Consider the following 22,951-nt stretch of genomic DNA (forward strand, 5'->3'; position numbering starts at 1 on the left):
TCGCCTATCGCTTCGGGACACCGGTGATGCGCAGGATGTGCTGTTCCCTGAATTCGAAGTCCGGGACATCCAGGTCGGGCATCCGCAGCAATTGCGGGTCCTGGTCTGCGTACTGCTTGATCGCGCGGCCGGCGTAGTCCCATTCGCCGAAGCGGCACGGGTCGTAATAGCCGCCTTGCCACGGGCGCGCGGGTGCATAACGGTCCGCGCCGTTGGGTGAGTGTTCGACCTCGCATCCGTCGCTCGGGTTCACCAGGGAGTAGACGAAGAACGATGGACGCCCGGCCGGCATGGGGCGCTGGTTCCAGGTATGGATGGTCTGCGTCCGGAGGTCATCGAGGATCGCATCGGTGGTTCGCAAGAGGGCCAGCGGTGTGCCCTGGAAGGTGTAGAACTTCGGGCTACCCGCAGGCACCTTCTCCAGGTCGATGTCGAGATAGGGCGGCGCCTTGCGTTCCAGCCCGGTCATCCAGTGCACGCAAGCCAGCCAGGCGGCCGTGGCGAGCAGGGCGGCGATTGCGAGGAGGATGCGGCGCAGGATCACTTCGTAGCGGGGAAGTCGGCGACAGGACGAAGTCTGCCGGACTGGATCGGGACCCGGGTCCGTGAAAGGAATGGTCGCACACTGGCCGTCATCGTGCGCTCGCAGGCGTAAGCGATGTGTTCAGGAAGCATCGAGCTCCGACGGCGCATGCGCTTGCCCATCGCCGCGCCGGGGCAGTACCTGAAGGCGGTCGCTATGGGGCATGTTCGTTACTTCGGTGTCCCGTTACCCGTTGCCAACGTCCCACTCCTGACGCGCAGTGCTGCGCCGCCGCCTTCAGCCGATTGGAGCCCGCAGAAAGCCCGGCCCGCCGTCATGCAACGGCATACGCCCTTGCCCCGGACGTGCGCCGGCCGGATACTGCCCCCGCACACGGAGGACAACCGCGAATGGCGAATGGCGGATTGCCGCGCCTGCACCTGGTCTCCAGCCAGCTCCCGGTGCAGGAGCGATTCGAGCGTTGGCAGCAGAGCCTGGGCGGCACGTTCAACGTGTCTGTCCCCGAGGGCGCGCGGCCGGAGGAAAGCGCCTACGACGTCTCGATCTGGCAGTTCGGCAGCGTGCTGCTGAGCGACAGCGTCTTCGGCCCGCGCTCGCAGACCCGCACGCTGCGCAACGCGCGCGCCGACCAGCTCGACCACTACCGCGTGATCCTGCAGACCGAGGGCGAACTGCGCCTGGAAGCCGACGGTCGCCGATTCAAGATCGAGGCGGGCGAACTGGTGCTGTCGGACATGTCGCGCGAGGAGCGCTACGAGACCACGCGCGGTGCCAACGTCGTCATGTTCATTCCGCGCGAGATGCTCGACGAGGCGCTGCCGCGCAGCTTCGACCTGCACGGCGCGCAACCGGGCGGCGCCACGGCTCGCATGATGGCCGACCACCTGCGCGCGCTGGCCCGTGTGGCTGCACAACTCCAACCGCAGGAGACGGCGGCGCTCGCACGCGCCACGGTCAACCTGCTGGCCGCGAGCCTGGTGCCTTCGGCGCAGACGCTCGACCATGCGCGCCCCACGATCGAGGGCAATCTGTTGCGCCAGGCCTGCCGCTACGTGGACCTCCACCTCAGCGAGCCAGACCTCTCGGCCGAGGCGCTATGCGGCTTCTTCAAGGTGTCGCGCTCCACGATCTACCGGCTGTTCGAGCCCCTGGGCGGTGTGGCGCACTACGTGAAGGAACGGCGGCTCGCACGCATCCATGCGGTGCTGTCGTCATCGACGCAGCGGCAGTACCTCGGGCGCATCGCGGAGGACCACGGCTTCAAGAGCACCACGCACTTCAGCCGCGCCTTCAGGGAGCAGTACGGCTACAGCCCCAACGAGGTGCGCCAGCGCGGGCTGCTGGCGGCAAGCGAGCCCGCCCCCCTCGCAAGCGCAGGCCAGGCCGCCTTCGACAAGTGGCTCCGCTCGCTCCGCGACTGACACGACTTTGCAATCAAGCGCAGGACAAGGCGGAGCGCCGCAGACAGTGCTGTAGCACGGCAAGGCGCTCCAACGCCGTGATGCGCTTGATTGCAAAGTCGTATGAGACGCACGGGCAAGAACTGACACGCACCGTTGAGACGCCTTGCACATGGATTCCTAGAATTTCCCCATCCTTTTCACACGGTGCTCTTCCATGACTCTGGCGTGTCCATCCCCACTTCCCCACATGCGCTTCGATTCGCGGGCGACGTCGGCGCGGGCAGCGCTGGACTACTGGCGCGGTTCGCTTTCGCGGAGCTGGGACATGCAGCTGGCCGACGACGCGGACCCGGCGCACTTCCATGCGGACGTGACGATGTGGCGCATGTCCGAGCTGATCGTCGGCGCCGCCACCTTCGGGCCGACGCAGACCCGCATGCGGCGCGAGCGCAACATCCAGTCCGACCAGTTGGACCACTACCGCCTGCTGCTGTTGCATGGCGGCGCGTTCCACTGCGACGCGGCAGGGCGGCGCGTGTCGCTTGCGCCGGGGCGCTTCCTCATCACCGACATGGCCCTGCCCGAGGAGAGCGAGTCGGCGTGTTCCAGCTCGGTTCTCTACATTCCGCGCGACACGCTCGACGCCGCCTTGCCGCAGCCGATGCGGCTGCACGGGCTTTCTCCGGACAACGCCTGCGCGCACCTGCTGTCGGACCACCTCGCGGCGCTGCTGCATGGCCTGCCCGACACCGCGCCGCAAGAACTTCCGGCGCTGTCCGCAGCAACGGTGGGCCTGGTGGCCGCCAGCCTGGCGCCGACCTTCATCGACCCGCTGACGACGGGTGTAGCGGTCGACGGCGCGCTGCTGCGTCGCGCACGCCGCCACATCGAGGACCATCTGGCCGACACCGAACTGGCCGCGGTCCACCTGTGCATGCTGCTGCGCGTGTCGCGCTCGACGTTGTATCGCCTGTTCGAGCCGCTCGGCGGCGTGTCGCAATACATCAAGGAACGGCGGCTGGCGCGCGTGCACCAGATCCTGGCGCAGTCCTGCGACCGCCAGCCGATCGCGCGGCTGGCCGAAGACCACGGATTCAAGAGCGCGGCGCATTTCAGCAAGGCCTTCCGTGCCCAGTTCGGGTACAGCCCGCGCGAAGTGCCGCGCGCGGTTGAACCGGCCCGCCTGCCTTCTGGTGGCAACGCTGAAGAGCGTTTCGACCGCTGGCTCAATTCCCTTTGCCACTGAACCGCTGGTTGCTTCGGCGGCCTTGCTTTTCCGATTTGCGGCGGGCCCCTGCAACCTCCGGATGGCGGCGGAACACGCCCGGCACCCGGTCGCTGCCGATGCCGCCGACCAGGGCCGGGACATGCAGCAAGACTCACCCGGTCACGCCGCGTCGCCTTCGAATTCGGAGCGCGCCACCTTCAGCGATGGCCCGAGCAGCACCACGCCCCAGCGTCGGCCGAAGCGGCGTAGCGCGGCGCGGTCCACGGACTTGCCATCGAGCAGCGCGGCCACTTCGCCAAAGAACCGCACGGCGTCTATACCGGGTTCGATGATGACTTGCTGCCGCGCACCCGTGCCCGTCACGTTGACGAAGGCCCGCGCCGCGCCTGCAGGCACGCGCACCAGGTCGCCGCGCCGCGCGACGAAGCGCCTGCCGTCGACCTCGAAGAGGTAGCGGCCGGTCACGATCTCGAAGGTCTCGGACTCGGCGCGCCGGTACAGCGGCGGGCCGAAGCCCGCGGCGTTCGTGGTCTCGATCACCGTGGACTGGGCCTTCTCGGGCTCGAACGGAAAGCGCACGCGGACGGTGAGCCCGAGTGCGGGAATGCGGATGATCGGCTCCTCCCGCTTCGGCCGCGCCGTGCTGACGATCACCTCGACGGGCACCTCAGGAACCCACGCTCACGTCGGTGCCGGCCGGCCAGACGAACACGCTGTGCGTCGGCGCATTGCCGCGCACGGTGATGCGCTGGTTCAGCGTGCGGCCGGCGAGCGTGGCCTGCACGTCGTAGCGGCCCGGTTGCAGGCGCGCCACCGGGAACGGGCCCTGCGACACCACGTCGGTCATGACGGCGAAGGGTTGCCAGCGGTCGCGCCGGGCCGGCTGGAGGAGGGGAGCGGGAACGGGATTCATGTCGAGATTCCTTCGGTGACGGGCAGTGCCCGCGGGTTGGGTTGGAAAGGTGTGCCGCACGCTTGCAAGTGCATTCGATGCGGTGAGAAATGTTAGGAATCGACACGACCTGCGTGTGGCCGCGGCATCCCAATTCATGCCCCAGCGTTTCATGCGGCCGGCATCACGAAGTACACGGAGACGCAGAGGCACGAATTGGGATGCACGCGCCACTTCGCATCGACCGTCGCTCCTAAATTCAACGGCATACGTCGGCGACGTATTCATCCATTCATCACCCACCAACGAGGACCCCGAAATGAACCTGCCGAAGAACCACATCAAGGCCTTTGCCTTTGGCGCCTTGTGCGTCGCATCCCTGAGCGCCTGTGCTGCGGCCTATGGCCTGTCGCATCCCAACTTCCAGCAAGCCGAGAACGCGATGCAGGCCGCCATCAACCACATCCGATCGGCGCAGGATGTGAACGGCCCGACCTTCGGCGGCCACGCAGGCCGTGCGATCGAACTCCTCCAGCAGGCACAGACCGAGATCTCGATCGCCGACGAGTTCCACCAGGGCCGTCGCTGGTAGGGACGAGGCATCGCACACATGGCCGTCGTGATGCGGGCCGCCGCGGTGGTAGCGATGGTCGTCCATGCGGTGGCGCTGCCCGAGCGCTATTGACGCGGCCTGCAGCACCTACGCCTTCACGCTGGTGGTCACGTGCGCGGCCAGCGGCGAGCATTCGGTGCTGCTGCTGTCCGCGAGGTTGTGGGAGACGCTGCGGGGCGGCGTGCTCGGGCTTTTCGCTTCCAGTTTCTGCTTTCCGTTGCGGGCGCTGCCGGGGCTCGCGAAAGACTCATCGATCGAAAAAACACCATGAGCTACTTCATCCTCGTCACCATCCTGATGTTCCTTGCTCCGGCGGCATGCGTCGCCTTCCCGGTGATCGCGCACCATGCGGCGCTGGACTGGGCGCTTGCGCTGCGCTGGTTCGCGTTCTGGATAGTCGGTGCGCGACTCGGCAGCGCCGGCCTGCGGCAGATGCTGAACCCGGCGTTCACCGCGCGCCACATCCTGGGCATCGAGGGCGGCGAGGCGCTGATCCTGGTGCGCGAACTCGGCTTCGCCAACACGGCCTTCGGCGCCATCGGCATCCTGAGCCTGTGGTGGCCTGCATGGGCCGCGCCCGCTGCATTCGCGGGTGTCGTGTTCCTCGGCCTGGCCGGCGTCAACCACGCGATGCAGCCCCATCGCAATGCGCGCGAGAACTTCGCGATGCTCACCGACCTTGCCGGCGCGCTGGTGCTTGCGGCCTGCGTGTGCGGCGCGGCTTCGATGTCATGACCTGCACGCGCAAGAAGCGGGACGCGCGGACAACACTTGCGCGGCTGCAAAAAATACGATGCGTGCAGCTTCAACCACTTCACCTGCAGAGCACATCATGACCTTCAAGATCACACCGCTGCTGGTGGCAAGCGCCATGGCAGCGTCCCTCTCGTTGCTCGGAGGCTGCGCCAGCAGCGGCATGGGCGGCGGCGACATCGTGCAGGAGGGCAAGCCGGTGCAGCCGGTCCTGTTCTCATGGCGAAGCCGCGACGGCTCCATCGACGGCAGCATGACGGCCACCACACCCGACGCGACCTACCAGGGCCGCTTCATGCAGGTCACGCAGCAGACCGTGACCGAGGCGCTCGCGCCGATGTGGGATGCGTGGCCGATGGGCTGGCCGGACTGGCCTTACGGCGCGTGGACCGGCGTCGGCGGCTACGACACGGTCCAGTTCACCACGGCCTACAGCGGCAAGGTGATCGCCAATCTGAAGAGCCCGGCCGGCCGTGCCATGCGCTGCAGATTGCAGCTTCAGCAACCAGACGCCGGCATGTCCGGCGGCGGCAGTGGCGAATGCCAGGTCGCGGGTGGGGTGCCTTTCCAGGCGACCTTCTGACATGCAACGACGGGAGCACGTTGACGTTCGCTGCTGCAGGGTGAACTTGGGGCGCGATCATGCCGACGGCGTACTCTGCTCCGCGAATGTCCCCCGCCGTCAACCTTCGGCTACCGGCTCCTCCTTTGTTTCGCTGCGCAGAGCACACCATCGACGTGCTCCAGACACGCAAGGGTTGATCCGCCCGCACGACGCGGCGCCACCCGTGTCGAGGGTGCTGGGTGTTCCCCGCAGCGAAATAGAGGAGGAGCCGAAGGCGGGGGACATTCGCGGAGGGGAATACCCAGTGGCCTCGACACGCACCCCCACCGCCCGCACTGGAGTTCCCTCAATCAGGACGCAAAGCGCCACGGAGAAACTGTCATGACCATCCGCCTGCTGAAGACATCGATGGTGTTCGCCGTCGGACTCTGGGCGCTGCTCATCGCCGCCGACAACATCCTCGACTACGACTCGAACTGGCACTTCGTCCAGCACGTGCTGTCGATGGACACGGTGTTCCCCGACAACGCCTTGAAGTACCGCGCGATCACCGATCCGAAGATCCAGGCGCTGGGCTACTGGATGATCATCGCGACCGAATGGGTGATGGGCGCGCTGTGCCTCACGGGCGCCTGGGGCTTGTTCCGCGCGCGCCGCAACCGGCTCGACTTCATCGCGGCCAAGCCGCTGGCGGCCTGCGGGCTGGTGCTGGTCTTCCTGATGTACTTCGTCGGCTTCGTCGTGGTAGGCGGCGAATGGTTCTGCATGTGGCAGTCGGAGATCTGGAACGGGCAGGCCAAGGCCGTCATGTTCCTGACCTGCGCGATGCTGGTGCTGATCGTGCTGCTGCTGCAGGAAGAGGATCAGAGGCCATGAGCGCCGCCCGGCCGCCCGAAGGCGCTCGCACCGCAGCGCGCTCGTCACCTCCCGCTGCTTGCCTTCTCGTATCACGAAGTCATGCCGAGCGTTTGCGCCGAAGCTCCGTCGACACCGCCTTGCCCAGGGTGTCGAGATCAAAGGGCTTGGCCAACACCAGCTGCGGGCCGATGAGGCGCTCGACGGCTTTCATGTCCGCATAGCCCGTCGCCAGCAGGATGGGCAGCTCGTCGTACATCTTGTGCGCTTGCGCGATCAGTTCCGCGCCATTCATGCGCGGCATCAGGTAGTCGACCAGCAGCAGGTCCGGCCTGGCCATCTTCAGTTCGATCAGCCCCGCAGCACCATCGGCCGCTTGCCGGACGCGGTAGCCAAGCACCTGGAGGCACTCGACCATGCTTCGGCGCACGCCTGGATCGTCTTCCACGACGAGGATCTCCGCCTGCACCGCCAGCGCGGCGTCCTGCACGGCCGCAGCCTCTGCTGCAGCGTCCTGCGGCGCGGGCGCCAGCGGAAAGCTCAGCCTCACCGTCGTTCCTGCGCCGACCTGGCTCTCCAGCGTTGCTTCCCCGCCCGACTGCCGCGTGAAGCCGTAGACCTGGCTCAGGCCCAGCCCGGTGCCGGCATGCGGCTTGGTGGTGAAGAAAGGGTCGAAGACCTTGCCCAGCAGATTGGCCGCGATCCCCGTGCCGGTATCGCGCACCACGACGCTGACCGTGCCCCGTGGGTACGCGGGATCGCCGGGCCCGGTTTGGGCGCCAGCCGCAGCGATCACCGTGTGTATCTCCAGGATGCCGCCCTGGGGCATGGCGTCGCGCGCGTTGACGGAGAGATTGAGCAGGGCCATTTCCATCTGCGCCGCGTCGACGATCAGCCAGGCAGGCTCGGGACACAACGCCAGCGACAGCCTCACGTGCGCCCCCACCGAAATCGATATGAGTTCCGCCATGTTGTGCACCAGCTCATTCACGTCGTGCAGCTTGGGCACCAGGCTTTGCGTGCGCGCAAACGAAAGGAGTTGCCCGGTCAGGCGAGAGCCGCGATTCACGGCTTCCTTGGCTCGGCGTGCGTAGTCGCGTACGCGGTCTTCGTCGACCTTCAATCGCTCGATCAACTGGAGGTTCAGGTTGACGGCATGCAGCAGGTTGTTGAAGTCGTGCGCGATGCCACCGGTCAGGCGACCGAGCGCTTCCATCTTCTGGTTCTGGACCAGCGAGCCCTCGACGCGCTCGCGTTCGAGGATCTCGTGCATCAGCCGATCGTTGGCACTGGCAAGGTCGGCGGTGCGCTCGGCGATGCGCGTTTCGAGCTGATCGTTGAGCTGCTCGACGCTCAGCTTTGAAGACTGCAATTCGGCAAGATGCCTGCGCGTCAGGTACTGGCGTTGGCGTGCGCGCAAGGCCGAGTGCGCCGCACTGGCCAGCGTGTCGGGGTTGACGGGGCGCTCGATCAGCACCAGGTTGCTGAGCTCCTGCAGCGCCGACCGCGCACGGTCCGAACGGCGGATGGTCTGCCGCGCCGCGAGCACGACAAACGGGTAGTCGGACCACGGAGGCTGCCGCGCGAGCATCGTGCGCAGCGCCTCCACCAGGTCCTCGCAGAGCGACTCTTCGGTGACGATCGTCGCGGCCGATTCCTGGTCAATGGCGGCGATCAGGGCGTGGGCATCAGGGCAGACATGGACGTTGATGTGCCGCGCGCCCAGCACTTCGCTGATGACGCGCGCGTCGCGCCCGAACGGCGCCAGGACGAGGACTCGATTTTCCACGCTGTCACGCCTGTTCGGCGTCGCCGAGCAGCGACGTCCCGCCCCGGTAGCGCGGGAGGCCCGCCATGACACCCCTGAAGTCCGTGAGTGCTTCACCGATCTCAAGGCCGCCCGGGCCAAGCCGGAATTGATGGATCGTCGATGCGTGCGCGCTCGCGCGGCTCTTGATCACCGCCATGGCCTTGAGGAGTTGTCCCCGGGCCTCGAAGTAGCGGAACTGCAGCATCGAATCGCTCAGGTAGCTCAGGTCGACGTCGTTGGGCACGTCGGTGGCAATACCGTGCTGGGAAAGCACCAGGATGGTCGTCACGCCCTGAAGGTTGAGGTATGTGAGGAGTTCGTGCATCTGCAGCATGAGGAAGTTGCTGCCGGGCATGGCGACCAGGTAGGCGTTCAGCGTGTCGATCACCACGGTGGTGACACCCTGGCGCTCGACCGCATCGCGGACATGGTGCGAAAAATGTCCGGCGGAGATCTCGGCCGGGTCGATTGCGTGCAGGATCAGCTGGCCTGCCGGGATGTAGTGCTCGATATCCAGTCCAAGTGCGCGCGACCGCGTCACCAGCGTCTTGATGCCTTCGTCGAACAGGAAGATGGCCGCCTTGCCGCCGCGTTCCATGGTGGCGCGCGCGCAGCACACGGCGGTCGTCGTCTTGCCGACGCCGGCCGGCCCGGCGAACAACAGGTTCGTGCCTGGCGTCAGGCCGCCGCCCAAGAGCCGGTCGAGCTCTGCATTACCGGCGCTGACGGTCTCGCTTGCGTGCGCGCGTCCGTGCTCGCTCGCCACCAGGCGCGGAAATACCCGCAGTCCACCCCGGTCCAGGTTGAAGTCGTGCTCGCCTTCCCGAAAACTCACGCCACGCAGCTTCACCACGCGCAGCCGGCGCTTGTCGGGACCGTAGGTGCCGGTGTTCTGCTCGAGGTGGATCACGCCGTGCGCAATGCTGTGCAGGTGCATGTCGCCCGCGCTCGCGGACTTGTCGTCGAGCATGAGCACCGTGCACCCTTGCGTCAGGAAGAAGCGCTTCAGCGCCAGTATCTGGCGCCGGTACCGCAGCGGGTTCTGGGACAGCAGGCGCAGCTCCGAGAGGCTGTCGAAAACCACTCGCTCGGGCCGCACGCGCTCGACCAGGGCCATGACGCCGCGGATCGTTTCGCCCAACTCGAAGTCGGAGGGGTTGAGGATGCTCTGCTCGGCGTCAGCACTCAGGCCCTCGTCGCTCACCAGGTCGAATATCTCGACGTTGTGCAGGTCCCAGCCGTGCGAAAGGGCGCCTTGCGCCAACTCGTCGGAGGTCTCCGACAAGGTCACGTAGAGGCTCTTCTGGCCCAGCGTCCGGCCCTGCAGAAGGAACTGCAATCCGAGCGTGGTCTTGCCCGCACCCGGCGTCCCTTCGACGAGGTAGAGGTGGCCGGCGGGCAACCCGCCCGCCAGCACTTCGTCGAGGCCCGGAATGCCGGTGGGTTGCAGGATCGGCAGGACGGAGGGTGGGCGTTGACTCATCATGGGGACCGCGGTTGCGTTCACTTTTTTCCAATGGGGTGGATGAATCTAATATCGCGCGCGCACCCCTTCGCCCGCTGCCGCGCGCGCCTGCATGTAGGCGCATCTCCTGCGCGGATGTCGGTCTGCTTGCGCCCAGGCGAGCACGCGGGAGCGGGATGCCCGGTCAACAACTGGGACGCATCGCCAACATGCGAGCGACCGCGAATCGAACAATCGCTTCATCGCGATCGAAGACCGGTGATCGCGGCAATCACTTCACTTGAGAACCGGTCCTTCACTTTCAATTCGCAAGGATTCCAGCATGTTCAAGCTTGCCCCGATCACGGGTTCATCCACCGCGCGACCGCTGCGCGTTCTCCTTGGCGTGGCTGCGGCCGCGCTGCTCGCTGGCGGCAGCGCCATGGCCCAGCCGCAAGTCACCCCGCAAGCGGCCCCAGCCGACGCGGCGGCCGGCAACGTCGTGCCCATGCCCGCGGCCAACTGGCTGTTCGTCCAGACCGGCACCTCGTTCACCTCGGACGGCAAGACACTCACCATCCGTGGCGTCGCACCGCAGACCCTGATGTTCTCCGACCGCCCCGAGCGCATGACCGGCGACGTGCTCACGTCCAAGTTCGCCGAGTTCTGGAACCAGGGCAAGGACGACTTCCAGAAGGACCCGCCCAACGCCACCATCTCCACCTCGATCGACGACAAGACCGACCTCACCGTGGTCGAGTTGCTCAACCCGCGCGTCTCCGGCGACACGCTCACCTACGACATCAAGCTGCTGGAAGGCACATTGCCCACGGCCGGCAAGCAGATCAGTGTGTTCATCGACTGGTGGTACGGCCCCGGCTGGCACGGGGGCTTACGCGGTGGATGGCGCGGCGGCGTGTACGTCGGCGGGCCGGTGGCAGTGCCTGTGCCCGTGCCCGGCCCCTACGCATCCGGCCGTTGCTGGCGCGGCCCTTACGGCGGCCTGCACTGCCGCCCGTGGTGGGGGTATTGAGTCGCGCCTGGAGACGCGTGTGCGGCTGGGGGAGTTCACGCGCCCCCTGCCGTTCATGCGGCTCGCCCGGCAGCGCTTCAGCTACCTGCCCAATACACCTCGTTCAACACCTCGTTCCGCGGGCGGGAGCACCTGTGGGTGGCGTGGGACGCGCGCATCACTTTCCCGCTGGCGGCGGATGCGCCGCCTGCATCGCCAGGAAGTTCTTCTCGCAATAGTCCCCGGCCTTGCGCAGCATCGAGCGGTTGAGCGCGTTGGCGAGCGGGGCGTCGCGGTCGAGGTAGGCATGGGCGACGCGCACCCGGTCGCCCGAGAGCGACTCCATCTGCGTCTCGCTCATCATGCCGATGCGGCGGAACCAGCTCATCTTCCACTTGAGCGAGTCGAGCACGCTGATCACCAGCGCGTTGCCGCACAGGTTCGCTTCCTCCTCGAGGTAGGACTCGATGAGCGACATGAAAGGCTCGCCGCCCTGGGCTTCGGCCGTTGCCAGCACCTGGGCGTGCGCATGGAGGTTGCTCAGCGCCTCGTCGGATGCATGGGCCACGATGGCGTCCGACATCAAGCCGTGCAGCGCCGCCCGCAGCGCATACAGGTCGCGGATCGCCTGCGCCGAGACGGGGGCCACCTGCGGGCGCCGACGCGCGGTAAGCGTGATGAGGCCGTACTGGTTGAGGATCAGCAGGGCCTCGCGCACCGGCGTGCGGCTGGTGCCGAACTGGTTGGCGATGTCCACCGAATTGATGATCGCGCCGGGCGCCAATTCGCCCCGGATGATGCTGCCGCGCAGGGATTCGACGATGGTGTCGACGGTGATGTCGTCGCTGGCCTGGATCTGATTCATCTCGGATTGTTTTTGATATTCAGTGTCGACAGTGTAGTGAAAGGTTTGTAAAAAACGTGGACAAAGTGCCTCTTCGTTCTTAAAGTGTCGACACTTTCTCCCGCAGCGGCATGGCCTGCGGACCTGAATCGACCGGAGCCCGGCATGAACCTCTTGTGCGATGACGAACTGTTGATTCCCGCGGAAAGCTTCGAGCCCGGGGCCGGCGCGCTGCCGGACCAGCTCGCGCGATGGCGCGATTGCGTGGGCCCTGCGTTGGACGTCAGCGTGGACGCCGACCGCATGCCGCGCGACTGGAGCACCCGCACGACCGGCTGGAACCTCGGCGGCGTGATGGTCGTGCGCGGCCACTACGACCCGCAGACGCTCACGCGCCGCGCGAGCAGCGTGGTCGGCGACAAGCTAGACCACTACGTGCTGCACCTCAACCAGTCGCCGCACGCGATGCACCTCGATGCCAATGGCCGCCGCATCAGCGTCGGCCCCCGGCAACTGCTGGTGAGCGATTTCGCGCAGCCGCGCTCGGTGTCTTGCGAGGGCGACGTGCTGTCGGTCTTCATCCCACGCGCGTCGCTGGATGCGCTGATGCCGCGGCAGCTCGACCTGCACGGCGTGGTGCCGACTGGCGCCTGCAGCACCATCCTGGCCAGCCACTTGCAGTCCCTTTCCACGCTGCTGCCGCGCATCACGCGCAAGGAGGCGCCCGATGCCATGGTCGCGACGCTGCAGCTGCTGGCCGCCAGCCTCGCGCCGACGATCGACATGCTCGGCCTGGCGCGCCCGGCGGTCGAGGGCACGCTGATGCGCCAGATCCGCCAGTACATGGAAGACCACCTGGGCGAGGAAGACCTCGGCGCCGACAGCATCTGCGGGCACTTCCGCATTTCGCGCTCCACGCTGTACCGGTTGTTCGAGGCCGAGGGCGGGGTGCTCAATTACCTGCAGGACAGAAGGCTGGTTCGCATCCACGGCCTGCTGGCCTCGCCGACGCAGCGCAGCTACCTGGGCCGCATCGCGGCCGACAACGGCTTCAAGAGCGCGACGCACTTCAGCCGCGCCTTCCGCGCCAAGTTCGGCTACAGCCCGCGCGAGACGCGCAGCGGGCAGGTTTGTTTGACGGGCGCGCGTGGCGTACAAGGCTCACCGGCGCTGGGCTCGACTTTCGGCCGCTGGCTCGCTTCCGCCCCCGTCACCGCCTGAAGTGCCAGTGCGAGCGCAGCAACGCATGTTCGCTGGGCACTTCGCAGGCGCATCGGGGCAGGGGTCTTCAAGCCGGGCTGTGCGGCGCCGGTCGCAGCAATCCCGTTGCGGCCTTCGCGCCCAGCACCATCTCCGTCATCCAGCTCACCAGCAGCATCCCGTAGGCCTGGCGTGAAGCCTCTGACGACAGCGCATGGTCCGCGCCGGAAATGACCCGGTACGTGACCGAGCGCACCCGCTTGAAGGCGCTCAGGTAGTTCTCGATGACCGGATGCGGAATCGTCTTGTCGATCTCCGACTCGACGATCAGCGCATCGCCCTTGAACGTCGAACAGGCGGCGAGCGCCCTGTTGTCGGCGGGCACGATGGTGGAGTGGCGGTAGATCATCAGGTCTTCCCGGCCGAGCTTGCCCTTGGGCGTGTCCCATTGCTCGTCGCGGTAGATCGCCGGCGCGCGCAAGGCCAGCCAGCGCACCGGTCGCAGCGCGCTCACGAGCGCCGCCAGATAGCCGCCGTAGCTGCTGCCGACGATGGCGATCGATTGCGGGTCCACCGCCGGGTGGCCCACCAGCGTGTCGTAGCCGGCCAGGACGTCCTGCAGGTTGTCTTCCCGCGTGACGGCCTCGCGCAGGTCGTGATGCCGCGCGTGCCCGCGCAAGTCGATGGTCAGGCAGATGCAGCCGAGCGCTGCGATCTCGTGTGCGCGGGCCAGGTATTGCGCCTGGCTGCCGTCCCAGCCATGCACCAGCAGCACGCCCGGAATCGCCGCCGAGGGCGCGACCAGCGTGCCCGCGATGTGATGGCCGGCAACGGCGATGTCGATGGCGCTATGACGCGTGGGCATCCGTCCTCATTTCGCTGACGACGGTGTACTTGACGAGTTCGCCAGCCACCTTGTCGTTTCCCCGAAAGTACACCGTTGCGCCCGGGGGCGCCTGCTGCGTGCCATGGACCTCGAAGCAGGAGGCCCAGACCTGGCGGCAGTCGGGTCGGTCGCGGAAGCTTTCGAGCCCGGCGATCTCCGCGCCGGTGGCTCCGCCTAAGCGCCATGACTGCTCCAGCACGCCGGAGCGCGGCTCGCCGCCGGGGGACAGGCCCTGGGCCACGTCGTAGTTGATGCGCGAGGCGTAGAAGCCGGGGAAGCACTCCTCGGCCGCCTCGTGGTAGGTGCGCGATTGCTCGATGGCGAGCCGGACGTTCGGCGCCAGGTCGAGCGCCAGCAGCGCATCGAAGCCGCCGCGCACCAGCGTCAGGTCGCTGCCGCCGTAGACCATGTGGCCGTGGTTGTTGCGGGTCATGCGCTGCACGCCGTGGTAGCTCGCCCGCAGCCCGGCCACATGGACCTGGCCGACGCTCAGCGTGACCACCGGCTCGCCGAGGTTTTCCTCGATGACCACGCCATGCGTGCGCAATTCCTCCTCGCGCATCTGGCCGATGCAGTGTTCCAGCGCGGCGACGTTGCGCACCACGGTCTGCCCCCGGCCGCCAGTGGCGCAGGCCGGCTTGACGCGCGCATTGCCGTGGTCCAGCACGCGCTTGCCGGCGATGAGTGCCTCGTCCTGCGAGAACGCGCTGTAGCCGCGTAGCACGCTGCCGGCGACGCGCTTGGCGAAGGCGGGGTTCCAGCCTTTGGGCTTGGCGGCCGACTGGTAGACCAGCGGGTGCGTGATTACCTTGGTGCCGACGAAGGGATGCGGCACCACGCCGCCGAAGAGATCGTGTTCGTCGGTGATGCCGAGCGCGTCGGCCGCATCGCCGGTGAGGGTGTCGCTGGGCACGAAGTACGTGGGCGCCTCGCAGGGCAGCGTGCGCTTGAATTCGCCGCGGAAGCCCACGCCCTTGAGCATGGCCAGCCGCCGGGCGGCCTCGGCACGGGTGGCGTGCTCATGTTCGCTGTCGAAGTGCCGGTGGTCGGCCGTCAGCGCGACGACGCAACCAGCCGGCAGCACGCTGGCCTGGACATCGGGCGGACTCTGCAGGGAGAAGAGGGCATGCATGGTGGGGCTCACGGTCAGGGTTGTGGGCCGGCGTCGCATACTCCAGCCCCAAGGCCGGGTTGCGCCCGACCCGCCCCACGAGGGGGATCGAGTCGAGATGGCAGACCACATCGACTCACGAGTTGCCGGGGCATGCGCGAGATCGTCGGTGGCGCCGTGTGGCAGGCCCATCGGCGGCAGGCGAACGATTGCGCCGGCCAATACCTACACTGGCCCGAATGGTGGGCCGGATAATCCCCAAAATCCAGAAAATGTCTAAAATACAGACTTCGACATTCTCCGGAGAACACCTTGGCCCAAGCCCTGAGCTCCCGTCCTGAAGCGCTGGACCGCCTGGCGCGCAACATGCCGACCTTTACCGCCACCCATCTGGCCGGCGGCATGCAGAAAGTCACCAGCACGGTGATGGCCGAAGGCGCCGTCGTCATCACCCGGCACGACCAGCCCACCATGGTGCTGATGTCGGTCGACCGCTACCTCAAGCTCGAACAGGCGGCCGAGCCCAATCTCGATGCGCTCACGCAAAAGTTCGACGACATGTTCGCCCGCATGCAGGGCGCCGAGGCCGCCGAGGGCATGGCCGATGCCTTTGCGATGACGCCGGCGGAACTTGGCAAGGCGGCGGTTCGCGCGGCGCGATAGGGCCGGCTCGTTGAAGAAGAAGTCCTGTCGGGTTCGCCGACAGGCGGGAGGATCGAGTGCCAGCAAACATCTTCGTCCTGGCCGGCGTCAACGGCGCCGGCAAGAGCAGCATCGGCGGCGCCGCATTGCAGGCCCGCAAGGTTCCGTATTTCAATCCCGACCTGGCGGCGCGCGCGCTGCAGGACGCCAACTCCAATCTCTCCCCGGAAGCCGCCAACGGCCATGCATGGGAATACGGCCGCAAGGGCCTGGAGCGTGCGCTGAAGGAGGGCGGCAACTACGCCTTCGAAACCACGCTCGGCGCCAACACCATTCCCGACATGCTGCTGGCCGGCGCGCGGGCCGGGGCACAGGTCCATGTCTGGTATGCGGGGCTGAATTCGCCGGAGCGGCACATCCAGCGCGTGAAGGACCGCGTCACGGCCGGCGGCCATGCCATCCCCGAGCACAAGATCCGCGAGCGCTACGTCAGCAGCCGCGCCAACCTCGTCAAGCTGCTGCCGCACCTGGCCAGCCTGCGCGTCTACGACAACAGCGCGGAGGGCGACCCCAAGGCCGGCAAGGCGCCGAAGCCGGTGCTGCTGCTGCACATGGAGGCGGGGCGCATCGTGACGCATGTGGCGTTGAAGCAGGTGCCGCAATGGGCCAAGGCGATCCTGGCGGAGGCGTTCGAGCTCGACGCGGCCAAGGGTCCGCCGCATTGACGGCGCTGCGCATTCGACATCGAGGGGCTTGACCTTGCCATGGTGGCAAGGTTCAAACTTGCGACCACTCCATCAACCCCAACCACGTCGAACCCTCATGAACTCGATTCGTTCAAGCGCAATCCTCGTGCTGGCCCTGCTTGCCAGCGGCAGCGGCTTTGCCAACGGCACGCACGAAGGAGGCCATGGCCACGTTGCCGAGGCCGATGCCGATGCCGAAGTCGGCAGGCCGGGCGTCGCCGCCAAGGCCACCCGCACGGTCAACGTCGACATGAAGGACACCATGCGCTTCACGCCCGCCGACATCAGCGTCCAGCAAAACGAGACGGTTCGCTTCGTCGTCAAGAACTCGGGCGCGCTGAAACATGAACTGGTGTTCGGCACCGAGCAGGAACTCAAGGCGCACTACGAAGCCATGAAGAAGAACCCCGGGATGGAACATGCCGACCCGAACATGGTGACGCTTGCGCCAGGCAAGAGCGGCGAGATCGTCTGGCAGTTCACCAAGGCCGGCAAGGTCGACTTCGCATGCCTCCAACCCGGTCACTACGACGCGGGGATGAAAGGGGCGGTGAACGTGACGAAGGGCCCCGCCAGGTAAGGTTCACTCGGCATGCCGGCGATGATCGCCGCGCAGTGCCGGAATGAAGCGGGGTGTCATCGCCGCGTAGTCTCGCCAGGCCTCTCCGAACTCGCGCGTCAATTCGCGCTCCTCGGAAATGGCGAGCCTGAGGTACATCGCAAGCAGCAGCGGGAGCCCCGACAGGGTGGGCAGCGTCGGCCAGTGAAGCAGCAAGCCGAGCATGATGAGCGCGAGTGCGACATATTGAGGATGCCGGATGCTGCGATACGGGCCCGTCGCCGCAACCCTGTCCCGCCGCTGCGCGAGATGCAGGACATGCCATGCCATCGCCAGGAGCACGAAGCCTGCAAGCACGGTGGCGAAGCTGAGGAAACGAAGCGCCCCCGTGTGCGGGTCGGGGTTGGAGTGGTTGCGCATCAACAGCGACCAGAAGTGGCGGGCCTCATGGCCGAACAGGTCGGCGTCCTCGACCCTGGCGGCGAGCCATCCGTGGAACAGAAGCATCGTGAGCGGATAGCCGTAGACCTCGGCAAACAGGGCCGCGATGAATGTGCTGTACGCGCCGAAGACCTTCCAGTCCCGCGACGTGGTCGGTTTGAAGAAGCTGTAGGCGAAACCGACGAACACGCATGTGTTCAGCAGGACCAGGCTCCACAGGCCATGGCCGTCGCCGACACCGTTCACCGATCGTCTTCCGATGGGTAGGGATCGAGCCGGCTTCGCCGCCGCCGGTGGCTGGAGTGCATGACTTCGTGCATCAACGGACAGGCTACGGCAAGCAGGAACGGGAGCAGCCCGAACCGGCTTGCCCTGTCCTCCGTGTACAGGAAGAAAGCACCGGCAAGCACCCCGACCAGCAAAGTGGCCGCTCCGGATGAGCGCCAAAAGCCTGGATCGTCGTAGTGAACCTTCATTGCAAAACCCCGGATGGAAAGGCGAAGTGCGATACGGAACGTCAGGCCTCGCCGCGTTGATCGCTCTCGTTGGATTCGATCTTCACCTCAACGAGTTCCGCACCGGAGTGCGGAGTTTTCGTCGGCATGGATAAAAAGGACGGCTTGCGGTTCGCGTGCGCGGCGCTGCTGGTTCGCTTCGCGTTGCAACGAGAGGCGAGGGCGCGCAAAGCTGCCAAGCCCGGCCGTCTTCATGGCCGCCCGCCATGCGGCGTGAGCATGCAATCACGTCGTCTGGCGGGGACTGTGATCTTCAGGTGGGAGGGAGGGCGGACGCATCAGCCCGTCGAGATACGGCCACGGCTTTCCAAGCTCATCGCGGCGAGCGGGTGGTACCGCAGGATGCGGACTGAAATCAACTGCCACGTCGCATTGAACTGCGATGGCGTTCAGGCATCCATCGAGGCTGACGTGCTGACTGGACTCGACGGAATGATCGGTTCCGATGGAGCCATCGTCGTGGTGATGATGGGGTGTCCCTTGCCAATGGAGCAGCGCATGCTGCGCTTCCGAGGGAACCCAAGGGGGAGCGGGGAGGTTGAAGACGGCGGCGAGGTGGCTGAATGCGAACGCGAGCAGCATCACGACGACGAGGATTCGTCGTCCAGGTGACCACCGCATAGCCGGGCCAATTCGCATCGAAAGTATCTTAGACCGACGCTCGATGAATGCAATCGCTCTTGTATTCAGCGTTGGTTCAGCTCGCGCGCCGACCCGGAAATGGCACCGGAGTATTCGGCCGGCGGGGCGGTTGCAGCCCTGCCTTCAGTGCCTGTGCCGCGGCGGCCTCGTCCAGCGCCGACAGGTCGATGTAGGCGATCGGCGCCAGCAGGCCGGGTGGACGGCAATCGTCGACACGCACCGGGACGATGCGCTGGCCGAGGGCGAACGCCGCCTGCCATTCCTCGTTGGTGAAGCGCGCGTCGAGCGAGTGGCGCGACAGGATCAACAGCATGCGCTCGCACTGCTGCAGCGCGGCGTGCATGCGCGCGACGAAGTTGTCGCCGGCCTCGAAGTCCCAGGCCTGCATGACAACGGACATGCCGAGCGCCTCGACCTGCTGGCTCACCCATTCGGCCCAGGCCTTGTCCGCCAGGTTGTAGCTGACGAAGTAGTGCTTCATATTCCGCCGATGTGCCCCTGTTGTTCCTGCTGGATCACATTGCGCAACTCGTGGCGCATGCGCCAGTAGGTGCCCAGTGCCGGATCTTCCTTGAAGGTCGTCTGCAGTTCGACGAGCAACTCCAGGAACGCCGGCGCATCCAGTCCGAGCGCCTGCTGGCTGCTGCGCTGGAGGATGATGTCCTGCCCCACGGCGTCAGCGGTCTCCAGCTTCGCGCGCCAGGCCTGTGGCGTCAGTTCGTTGGGCGCGAACGGCGTGCGCCAGGGTGCCACCCACGTCAGGCTTTCACGCAGCGCGGCGCGCAGCAACACAGCCAACACCAGCAGCGCGCCGACCGCCAGCACCACGAGCAACGCGCGCACCACGTAGCGGCCGGGCGCGACCCGGTCGAGCCACAGCATCACGGGCTGGAGCAGCGGGTCGAACAGGGCCGACAGTGTCGGCGCGACGAGTTCATAGAGCGCGCACAGGCCGTACACGGCCGCGACCAGGACCCCGGCCGCGGCCGCCCCTGCGACCACGAGCAGGAACCCGTACCATTCCCGCGGATCCTTGCGCCACGACCGGCGCACAAAGTAGCCGAGCACGACCAGTGCGCAGATCGCAGCGGTGCCCAGCAAAAGGCGGCCTTCAAGCGACTGCGGTCCGTTCAGGTGCGACCAGATCTCGCGCACGGGCGGCAGCAAGATCCGTCCAAGCCAGGCCTGCAGCCATCCCAGCCCGTAGAGGACTGCCCCGATTACCGAAATCAGCGCCAGCGCCCCGGCCGGCACGCCAAGCCCGTAGCTGCAATGCGCCCTGGCAATGGCGGACGCGTTGCGGACGCCCGACCGCAGTTGCGACAGCGGCAACGTGCAGAGCGCGAAAGCCGCGAGGATGGCGTAGTGCACCAAAAATGCCGGCACCGACAGCAGCACTGCGGCGAAGTAGATTGCGAACGGGGCCGTCACAAGCATTCCCAGGAACGGGAAGAGGGATGTGGACCAGAGCAGAGGTGCATAGCCCAATGCCACGGGCACTGCGGCGGCGGCGCCCAGTACGTAGAGCCACAAGAGCGCGGACTTTCGGACGAACCCGATCAGCGCCATGATGCCCACGACGGCAGCGTAGCGACCGGGTGTCAGGAACGCCTCGATGTTCACGCCCGGATCGACACCGTCCTTCGGCGGCAGCCAGGTCACGGCCGCCCAGTAAATCAGCGGCACCAGGGCCGCGATGCCAAGCCCCAGCACCAGCATGCAAAGCACGCCGAGCGCGAGATGCCACCAGCGCCGCGGCGCCGTCGACGCGGCCGCGGCTTTCGCGTGGCCGACGAGCCGATGCAGCAGTTCACCCCGGGCGAGGTCGAAGCCGATCTGCGCCGTCAGGTCGGTGCCGATCCGGGCACTGCTCGCGGCAGGGCTCGCCAATAGCATGAGCGCCTGGTTGCGCACCCAGCCAATGCGCGACTCCAGCAGGCGCACCATCGCATTGCCGACGTCGGCGTCGGGCACGTTCTCGCAGGCCCAGAGCATCTTGACCTGGGTGCTCGGATTGCCGTGCTCGACCAGCACCGTGACCGCGCGGCTGAAGGTCTGGACCTGCGTCTGCGCCATCGAGCCCGCGCCCTGGTGCAACAGGCGCGACAGCAGCTCGACGCGGTCGGCGGCGAAGCCTTCCTCGTCGTCCGTCATCAGCGGGCCCGTGTCGGGCCACGGTACTTCCGGCGCCTCTGCCGCTGCGGAGGTGGCGTCGGCGACGGGCGCCGAAGCTTCGTCTGTCTCCACATCATCGAGCAACAGGTCGTCGTCCTCCTTGGGGGTGCGCGCCACGACGCGGCGCTCGACCTCGGCCACGAAGCCTGAGATCGCCGAACCCAGTTGCTCGACCGGCTCCGAGCGCCCGCGCATCAGCACGTAGTTGACCAGCGTCTCCTGCCAGCGCGGCGCCTCGATGGCGGTCTGCCAGTGGACGTCGACGCCCGAACGTCGGATGTGCCGCGCCGCGAAGAACTCCTGCAGCCGATGGTGGGCGAAGCGCAGCCGCATCGACCCCGCACCGGAGCTGCCGCTGAGCAGTCCGCAGCGCATGCCGACCTGCGCCAGCGCGTCGACGTCGACGCCGGGCAGTGCCGGTCGCAGGTCGACGAGTGAAGCCGACGTGCCCTGGTTCCGGTCCATGAGGACGAAGGCCAGCCGGCCCAGCTCGGTGAACGGGCGTGGTAGCCTGGCAAGCACCGCCTGGCTGCCGGGGTCGGCGCGTTTGCGGCGGTAGACGCGCCGGCAATAGAACGCGATCAGCCCCGGGCGGCTGGCCGGCCACTCGTGGGTTGCGAGGATGTAGTAGCGCAGCAACCAGAGCACGAAGGGGTTGCGCACGTCGACCGGCAGCCCGCCCGACCACAGCCGATCGGTGAGCGTCTTGAGCGAGTAGTTCTCGCCAGAAATCCTCAATGGCCAGGCAGGCACGTAGAGCGACAGGAACTCGCGCACCTGGTCGCGCCCGAACGGGAGCAGGACCATGCGCCGGTGCAGGAACTCCGGACTGAAGTCGTTGATGCGGCACGAGAAGAGGCTGCGCGTCTGGGGGTGCCGGCTCGCGGCGAACTGGCTCAGCGCCTCGACGTGCGCGCCGTAGCGTTCCCGGCTCATCTCGTCCATGCCGTCGAAGAAGATGATCAGCCGACCGGCGCGGTGAAGGGCCTCGTAGCGCGCGGCGATCCGCGCGTCCAGGCCCTTGAGCACGTGGGCATCGACATCGCCATCGACCGGGCGCGCGCTTGCAACATGGAAGTCGCCGAGCCGGATGTAGACCGGCAGCGTCGGATAGACGCGCCATCGCTGCGCATCGATCACGTTCAGCACTGCATGCTGCAGCGTCATCGTCTTTCCGCTGCCCGGGTCGCCGAGCAGCACCAGGGGTTCGTCGCTGTGCACGATCGAGTTCGCGATGTCGCGCACCACCTTGCTGCGCCGGCTGACGGCGCTGATCTGGGCCGTCGCACCATCGCCGCCCCGCGCGGTGCCCATCACTTGGCGGATCAGGTGGTGAACCGGACGCTCGAAAGGGTCGCCGCCCGGCAAGGGCACGGCAGACGGCGAGGGCACGTCGCGCCCCTCCTGCGGCACGTAGCTGCGCTCGCGAAGCTCCTGCGCGAGGCCCGACCGCAGGCGAGCCAGGTAGTCGCGCAGGTCGGCCAGTTCGGGCGGTTCGGCGAGCAGTCCGACACGCGTGAAGAAGGCGTGAAGCCGTGGCGCCGTGTGTTCGAGCAGGCGGCGCCACGGGTTCGGCGGCGTCAGCAGAAGCGCGTTGCCGGCAGTCACCGGGAACGCAGGGGCGGTGTCGGGCCGTCGCGGCGCCAGCCGCTCCCGCAGCCGGGCGATGCATTGCCTCTCGTCAAGGCCGTGCAGGCGAATCGGGGCGCGCGCCGCCAACAGGCCGGGGAGAGCAGCGTCATCGATGACGACCGGAACGACGCGGGAGCCGCCGGCCAGTGCGGCGGTCCATACATCGTCCAGCGAATCCGCCAGCGAATCGGCCAGGAACGAACGGGACGTCACGACGAGCGCGCCGCCGAGGCGCTTGAGCGCCTCATGCCGGGCGCGGACGAAGTTGTCGCCGGCGGCGACGTCATATTCGTCCAGTTGCGTCGCGTAGCCGAGATCGTGCACCGCCCCCTCGATGAAGGCGGCCCAGTCGAGATCGCGCGGGTGATGGCACACGACAAAGCCTCGCTCGCCCGATGCTTCGGTCGGAGCCTTGAGGAAGGTCGGCGAATCCATTCGT

General features: G+C 67.1%; 25 protein-coding genes. 13 read left to right on the forward strand and 12 right to left on the reverse strand.

Features of this window, described 5'->3' with window-relative positions; translation table 11 throughout:
* Nucleotides 1-4: 4 nt before the first annotated feature.
* Entirely contained in the window at nucleotides 5-544 is a 540-nt protein-coding gene (locus tag HB681_RS30840) for a hypothetical protein (protein ID WP_213958701.1), read from the reverse strand.
* Between the two features lie 389 nt (nucleotides 545-933).
* On the opposite strand from HB681_RS30840, the gene HB681_RS30845 reads away from it, so the two are divergent.
* Nucleotides 934-1,965, forward strand: coding sequence for a helix-turn-helix domain-containing protein (locus HB681_RS30845; RefSeq protein WP_213958702.1), 1,032 nt, complete (start codon nucleotides 934-936; stop codon nucleotides 1,963-1,965).
* Nucleotides 1,966-2,272: 307 nt separating this feature from the next.
* The gene (locus tag HB681_RS30850) at nucleotides 2,273-3,193 is read left to right on the forward strand and encodes a helix-turn-helix domain-containing protein (protein WP_213958703.1); all 921 of its coding nucleotides are present in this window, start codon (nucleotides 2,273-2,275) and stop codon (nucleotides 3,191-3,193) included.
* Between the two features lie 141 nt (nucleotides 3,194-3,334).
* Here HB681_RS30850 and HB681_RS30855 read toward each other — a convergent pair whose 3' ends face one another.
* Nucleotides 3,335-3,841, reverse strand: a complete 507-nt coding sequence (locus HB681_RS30855; RefSeq protein WP_213958704.1) for a cupin domain-containing protein — start codon at nucleotides 3,839-3,841, stop codon at nucleotides 3,335-3,337.
* 1 nt (nucleotide 3,842) lies between these two features.
* Nucleotides 3,843-4,088: a hypothetical protein gene (locus tag HB681_RS30860; protein WP_213958705.1), complete on the reverse strand. Its 246-nt coding sequence runs from the start codon at nucleotides 4,086-4,088 to the stop codon at nucleotides 3,843-3,845.
* A 298-nt stretch (nucleotides 4,089-4,386) separates the two neighbouring features.
* Here HB681_RS30860 and HB681_RS30865 point away from each other — a divergent pair, with 298 nt between their 5' ends.
* The 5 genes from HB681_RS30865 to HB681_RS30885 all read left to right on the forward strand — a co-directional run bounded on the left by HB681_RS30865 (nucleotide 4,387) and on the right by HB681_RS30885 (nucleotide 6,874).
* Entirely contained in the window at nucleotides 4,387-4,659 is a 273-nt protein-coding gene (locus HB681_RS30865) for a hypothetical protein (protein WP_213958706.1), read from the forward strand.
* Between the two features lie 64 nt (nucleotides 4,660-4,723).
* Complete coding sequence (locus HB681_RS30870) at nucleotides 4,724-4,951, forward strand: hypothetical protein (protein ID WP_213958707.1); 228 nt, start codon at nucleotides 4,724-4,726, stop codon at nucleotides 4,949-4,951.
* Nucleotides 4,948-5,415: a hypothetical protein gene (locus HB681_RS30875; protein WP_213958708.1), complete on the forward strand. Its 468-nt coding sequence runs from the start codon at nucleotides 4,948-4,950 to the stop codon at nucleotides 5,413-5,415. Before HB681_RS30870 ends, HB681_RS30875 begins: the two co-directional genes overlap by 4 nt.
* 97 nt (nucleotides 5,416-5,512) lie before the next feature.
* The gene (locus HB681_RS30880) at nucleotides 5,513-6,016 is read left to right on the forward strand and encodes a hypothetical protein (protein WP_213958709.1); all 504 of its coding nucleotides are present in this window, start codon (nucleotides 5,513-5,515) and stop codon (nucleotides 6,014-6,016) included.
* A 363-nt stretch (nucleotides 6,017-6,379) separates the two neighbouring features.
* Nucleotides 6,380-6,874 carry a DUF2165 domain-containing protein gene (locus HB681_RS30885; protein ID WP_213958710.1) on the forward strand — a complete coding sequence of 165 codons (495 nt, stop codon included), beginning with the start codon at nucleotides 6,380-6,382 and terminating at the stop codon, nucleotides 6,872-6,874.
* Nucleotides 6,875-6,953: 79 nt separating this feature from the next.
* On the opposite strand, the gene HB681_RS30890 is transcribed toward HB681_RS30885, so the two are convergent.
* Nucleotides 6,954-8,642, reverse strand: coding sequence for a response regulator (locus HB681_RS30890; protein WP_213958711.1), 1,689 nt, complete (start codon nucleotides 8,640-8,642; stop codon nucleotides 6,954-6,956).
* Between the two features lie 4 nt (nucleotides 8,643-8,646).
* On the reverse strand, nucleotides 8,647-10,149 hold the full coding sequence (locus HB681_RS30895) for an ATPase domain-containing protein (protein ID WP_256735164.1): 1,503 nt from the start codon (nucleotides 10,147-10,149) through the stop codon (nucleotides 8,647-8,649).
* 301 nt (nucleotides 10,150-10,450) lie between these two features.
* On the opposite strand from HB681_RS30895, the gene HB681_RS30900 reads away from it, so the two are divergent.
* Complete coding sequence (locus tag HB681_RS30900) at nucleotides 10,451-11,140, forward strand: hypothetical protein (RefSeq protein ID WP_213958712.1); 690 nt, start codon at nucleotides 10,451-10,453, stop codon at nucleotides 11,138-11,140.
* A gap of 157 nt (nucleotides 11,141-11,297) precedes the next feature.
* Here HB681_RS30900 and HB681_RS30905 read toward each other — a convergent pair whose 3' ends face one another.
* Entirely contained in the window at nucleotides 11,298-11,984 is a 687-nt protein-coding gene (locus HB681_RS30905) for a GntR family transcriptional regulator (protein ID WP_213958713.1), read from the reverse strand.
* Between the two features lie 144 nt (nucleotides 11,985-12,128).
* On the opposite strand from HB681_RS30905, the gene HB681_RS30910 reads away from it, so the two are divergent.
* On the forward strand, nucleotides 12,129-13,184 hold the full coding sequence (locus HB681_RS30910) for a helix-turn-helix domain-containing protein (RefSeq protein ID WP_213958714.1): 1,056 nt from the start codon (nucleotides 12,129-12,131) through the stop codon (nucleotides 13,182-13,184).
* Nucleotides 13,185-13,251: 67 nt separating this feature from the next.
* Here the strand turns inward: HB681_RS30910 and HB681_RS30915 are convergent, their stop codons facing one another.
* Both HB681_RS30915 and HB681_RS30920 read right to left on the reverse strand, forming a co-directional pair.
* A complete protein-coding gene (locus HB681_RS30915) occupies nucleotides 13,252-14,028 on the reverse strand; it encodes an alpha/beta fold hydrolase (protein ID WP_213958715.1) in 777 nt (258 codons plus the stop codon).
* The gene (locus HB681_RS30920) at nucleotides 14,012-15,181 is read right to left on the reverse strand and encodes a DUF3182 family protein (RefSeq protein ID WP_213958716.1); all 1,170 of its coding nucleotides are present in this window, start codon (nucleotides 15,179-15,181) and stop codon (nucleotides 14,012-14,014) included. The genes HB681_RS30915 and HB681_RS30920 overlap by 17 nt, the downstream gene beginning before the upstream one ends.
* Before the next feature lie 291 nt (nucleotides 15,182-15,472).
* Here HB681_RS30920 and HB681_RS30925 point away from each other — a divergent pair, with 291 nt between their 5' ends.
* The 3 genes from HB681_RS30925 (at nucleotide 15,473) to HB681_RS30935 (ending at nucleotide 17,128) form a co-directional block, all read left to right on the forward strand.
* Nucleotides 15,473-15,823 carry a hypothetical protein gene (locus HB681_RS30925; protein WP_213958717.1) on the forward strand — a complete coding sequence of 117 codons (351 nt, stop codon included), beginning with the start codon at nucleotides 15,473-15,475 and terminating at the stop codon, nucleotides 15,821-15,823.
* Between the two features lie 56 nt (nucleotides 15,824-15,879).
* Nucleotides 15,880-16,527, forward strand: a complete 648-nt coding sequence (locus tag HB681_RS30930) for a zeta toxin family protein (RefSeq protein WP_213958718.1) — start codon at nucleotides 15,880-15,882, stop codon at nucleotides 16,525-16,527.
* 97 nt (nucleotides 16,528-16,624) lie between these two features.
* Nucleotides 16,625-17,128, forward strand: a complete 504-nt coding sequence (locus HB681_RS30935) for a cupredoxin family protein (protein WP_213958719.1) — start codon at nucleotides 16,625-16,627, stop codon at nucleotides 17,126-17,128.
* Between the two features lie 3 nt (nucleotides 17,129-17,131).
* Here the strand turns inward: HB681_RS30935 and HB681_RS30940 are convergent, their stop codons facing one another.
* A complete protein-coding gene (locus tag HB681_RS30940) occupies nucleotides 17,132-17,794 on the reverse strand; it encodes an isoprenylcysteine carboxylmethyltransferase family protein (protein WP_213958720.1) in 663 nt (220 codons plus the stop codon).
* Nucleotides 17,791-18,024 (reverse strand): DUF2933 domain-containing protein, encoded by a 234-nt coding sequence (locus HB681_RS30945; protein ID WP_213958721.1) that lies wholly within the window; start codon nucleotides 18,022-18,024, stop codon nucleotides 17,791-17,793. The genes HB681_RS30940 and HB681_RS30945 overlap by 4 nt, the downstream gene beginning before the upstream one ends.
* 69 nt (nucleotides 18,025-18,093) lie before the next feature.
* Between HB681_RS30945 and HB681_RS30950 the strand changes: the two genes are divergently transcribed.
* Complete coding sequence (locus HB681_RS30950) at nucleotides 18,094-18,675, forward strand: hypothetical protein (RefSeq protein ID WP_213958722.1); 582 nt, start codon at nucleotides 18,094-18,096, stop codon at nucleotides 18,673-18,675.
* An 85-nt stretch (nucleotides 18,676-18,760) separates the two neighbouring features.
* Here the strand turns inward: HB681_RS30950 and HB681_RS30955 are convergent, their stop codons facing one another.
* Together HB681_RS30955 and HB681_RS30960 are read right to left on the reverse strand one after the other, a co-directional pair.
* Nucleotides 18,761-19,186 (reverse strand): toll/interleukin-1 receptor domain-containing protein, encoded by a 426-nt coding sequence (locus tag HB681_RS30955; protein WP_213958723.1) that lies wholly within the window; start codon nucleotides 19,184-19,186, stop codon nucleotides 18,761-18,763.
* Nucleotides 19,183-22,947, reverse strand: a complete 3,765-nt coding sequence (locus tag HB681_RS30960) for a TIR domain-containing protein (RefSeq protein ID WP_213958724.1) — start codon at nucleotides 22,945-22,947, stop codon at nucleotides 19,183-19,185. Before HB681_RS30960 ends, HB681_RS30955 begins: the two co-directional genes overlap by 4 nt.
* Nucleotides 22,948-22,951 lie beyond the last annotated feature (4 nt).

Origin of the sequence: Variovorax sp. dw_954, from assembly GCF_018449755.1 — a bacterium.
GTDB lineage: Bacteria > Pseudomonadota > Gammaproteobacteria > Burkholderiales > Burkholderiaceae_C > Variovorax.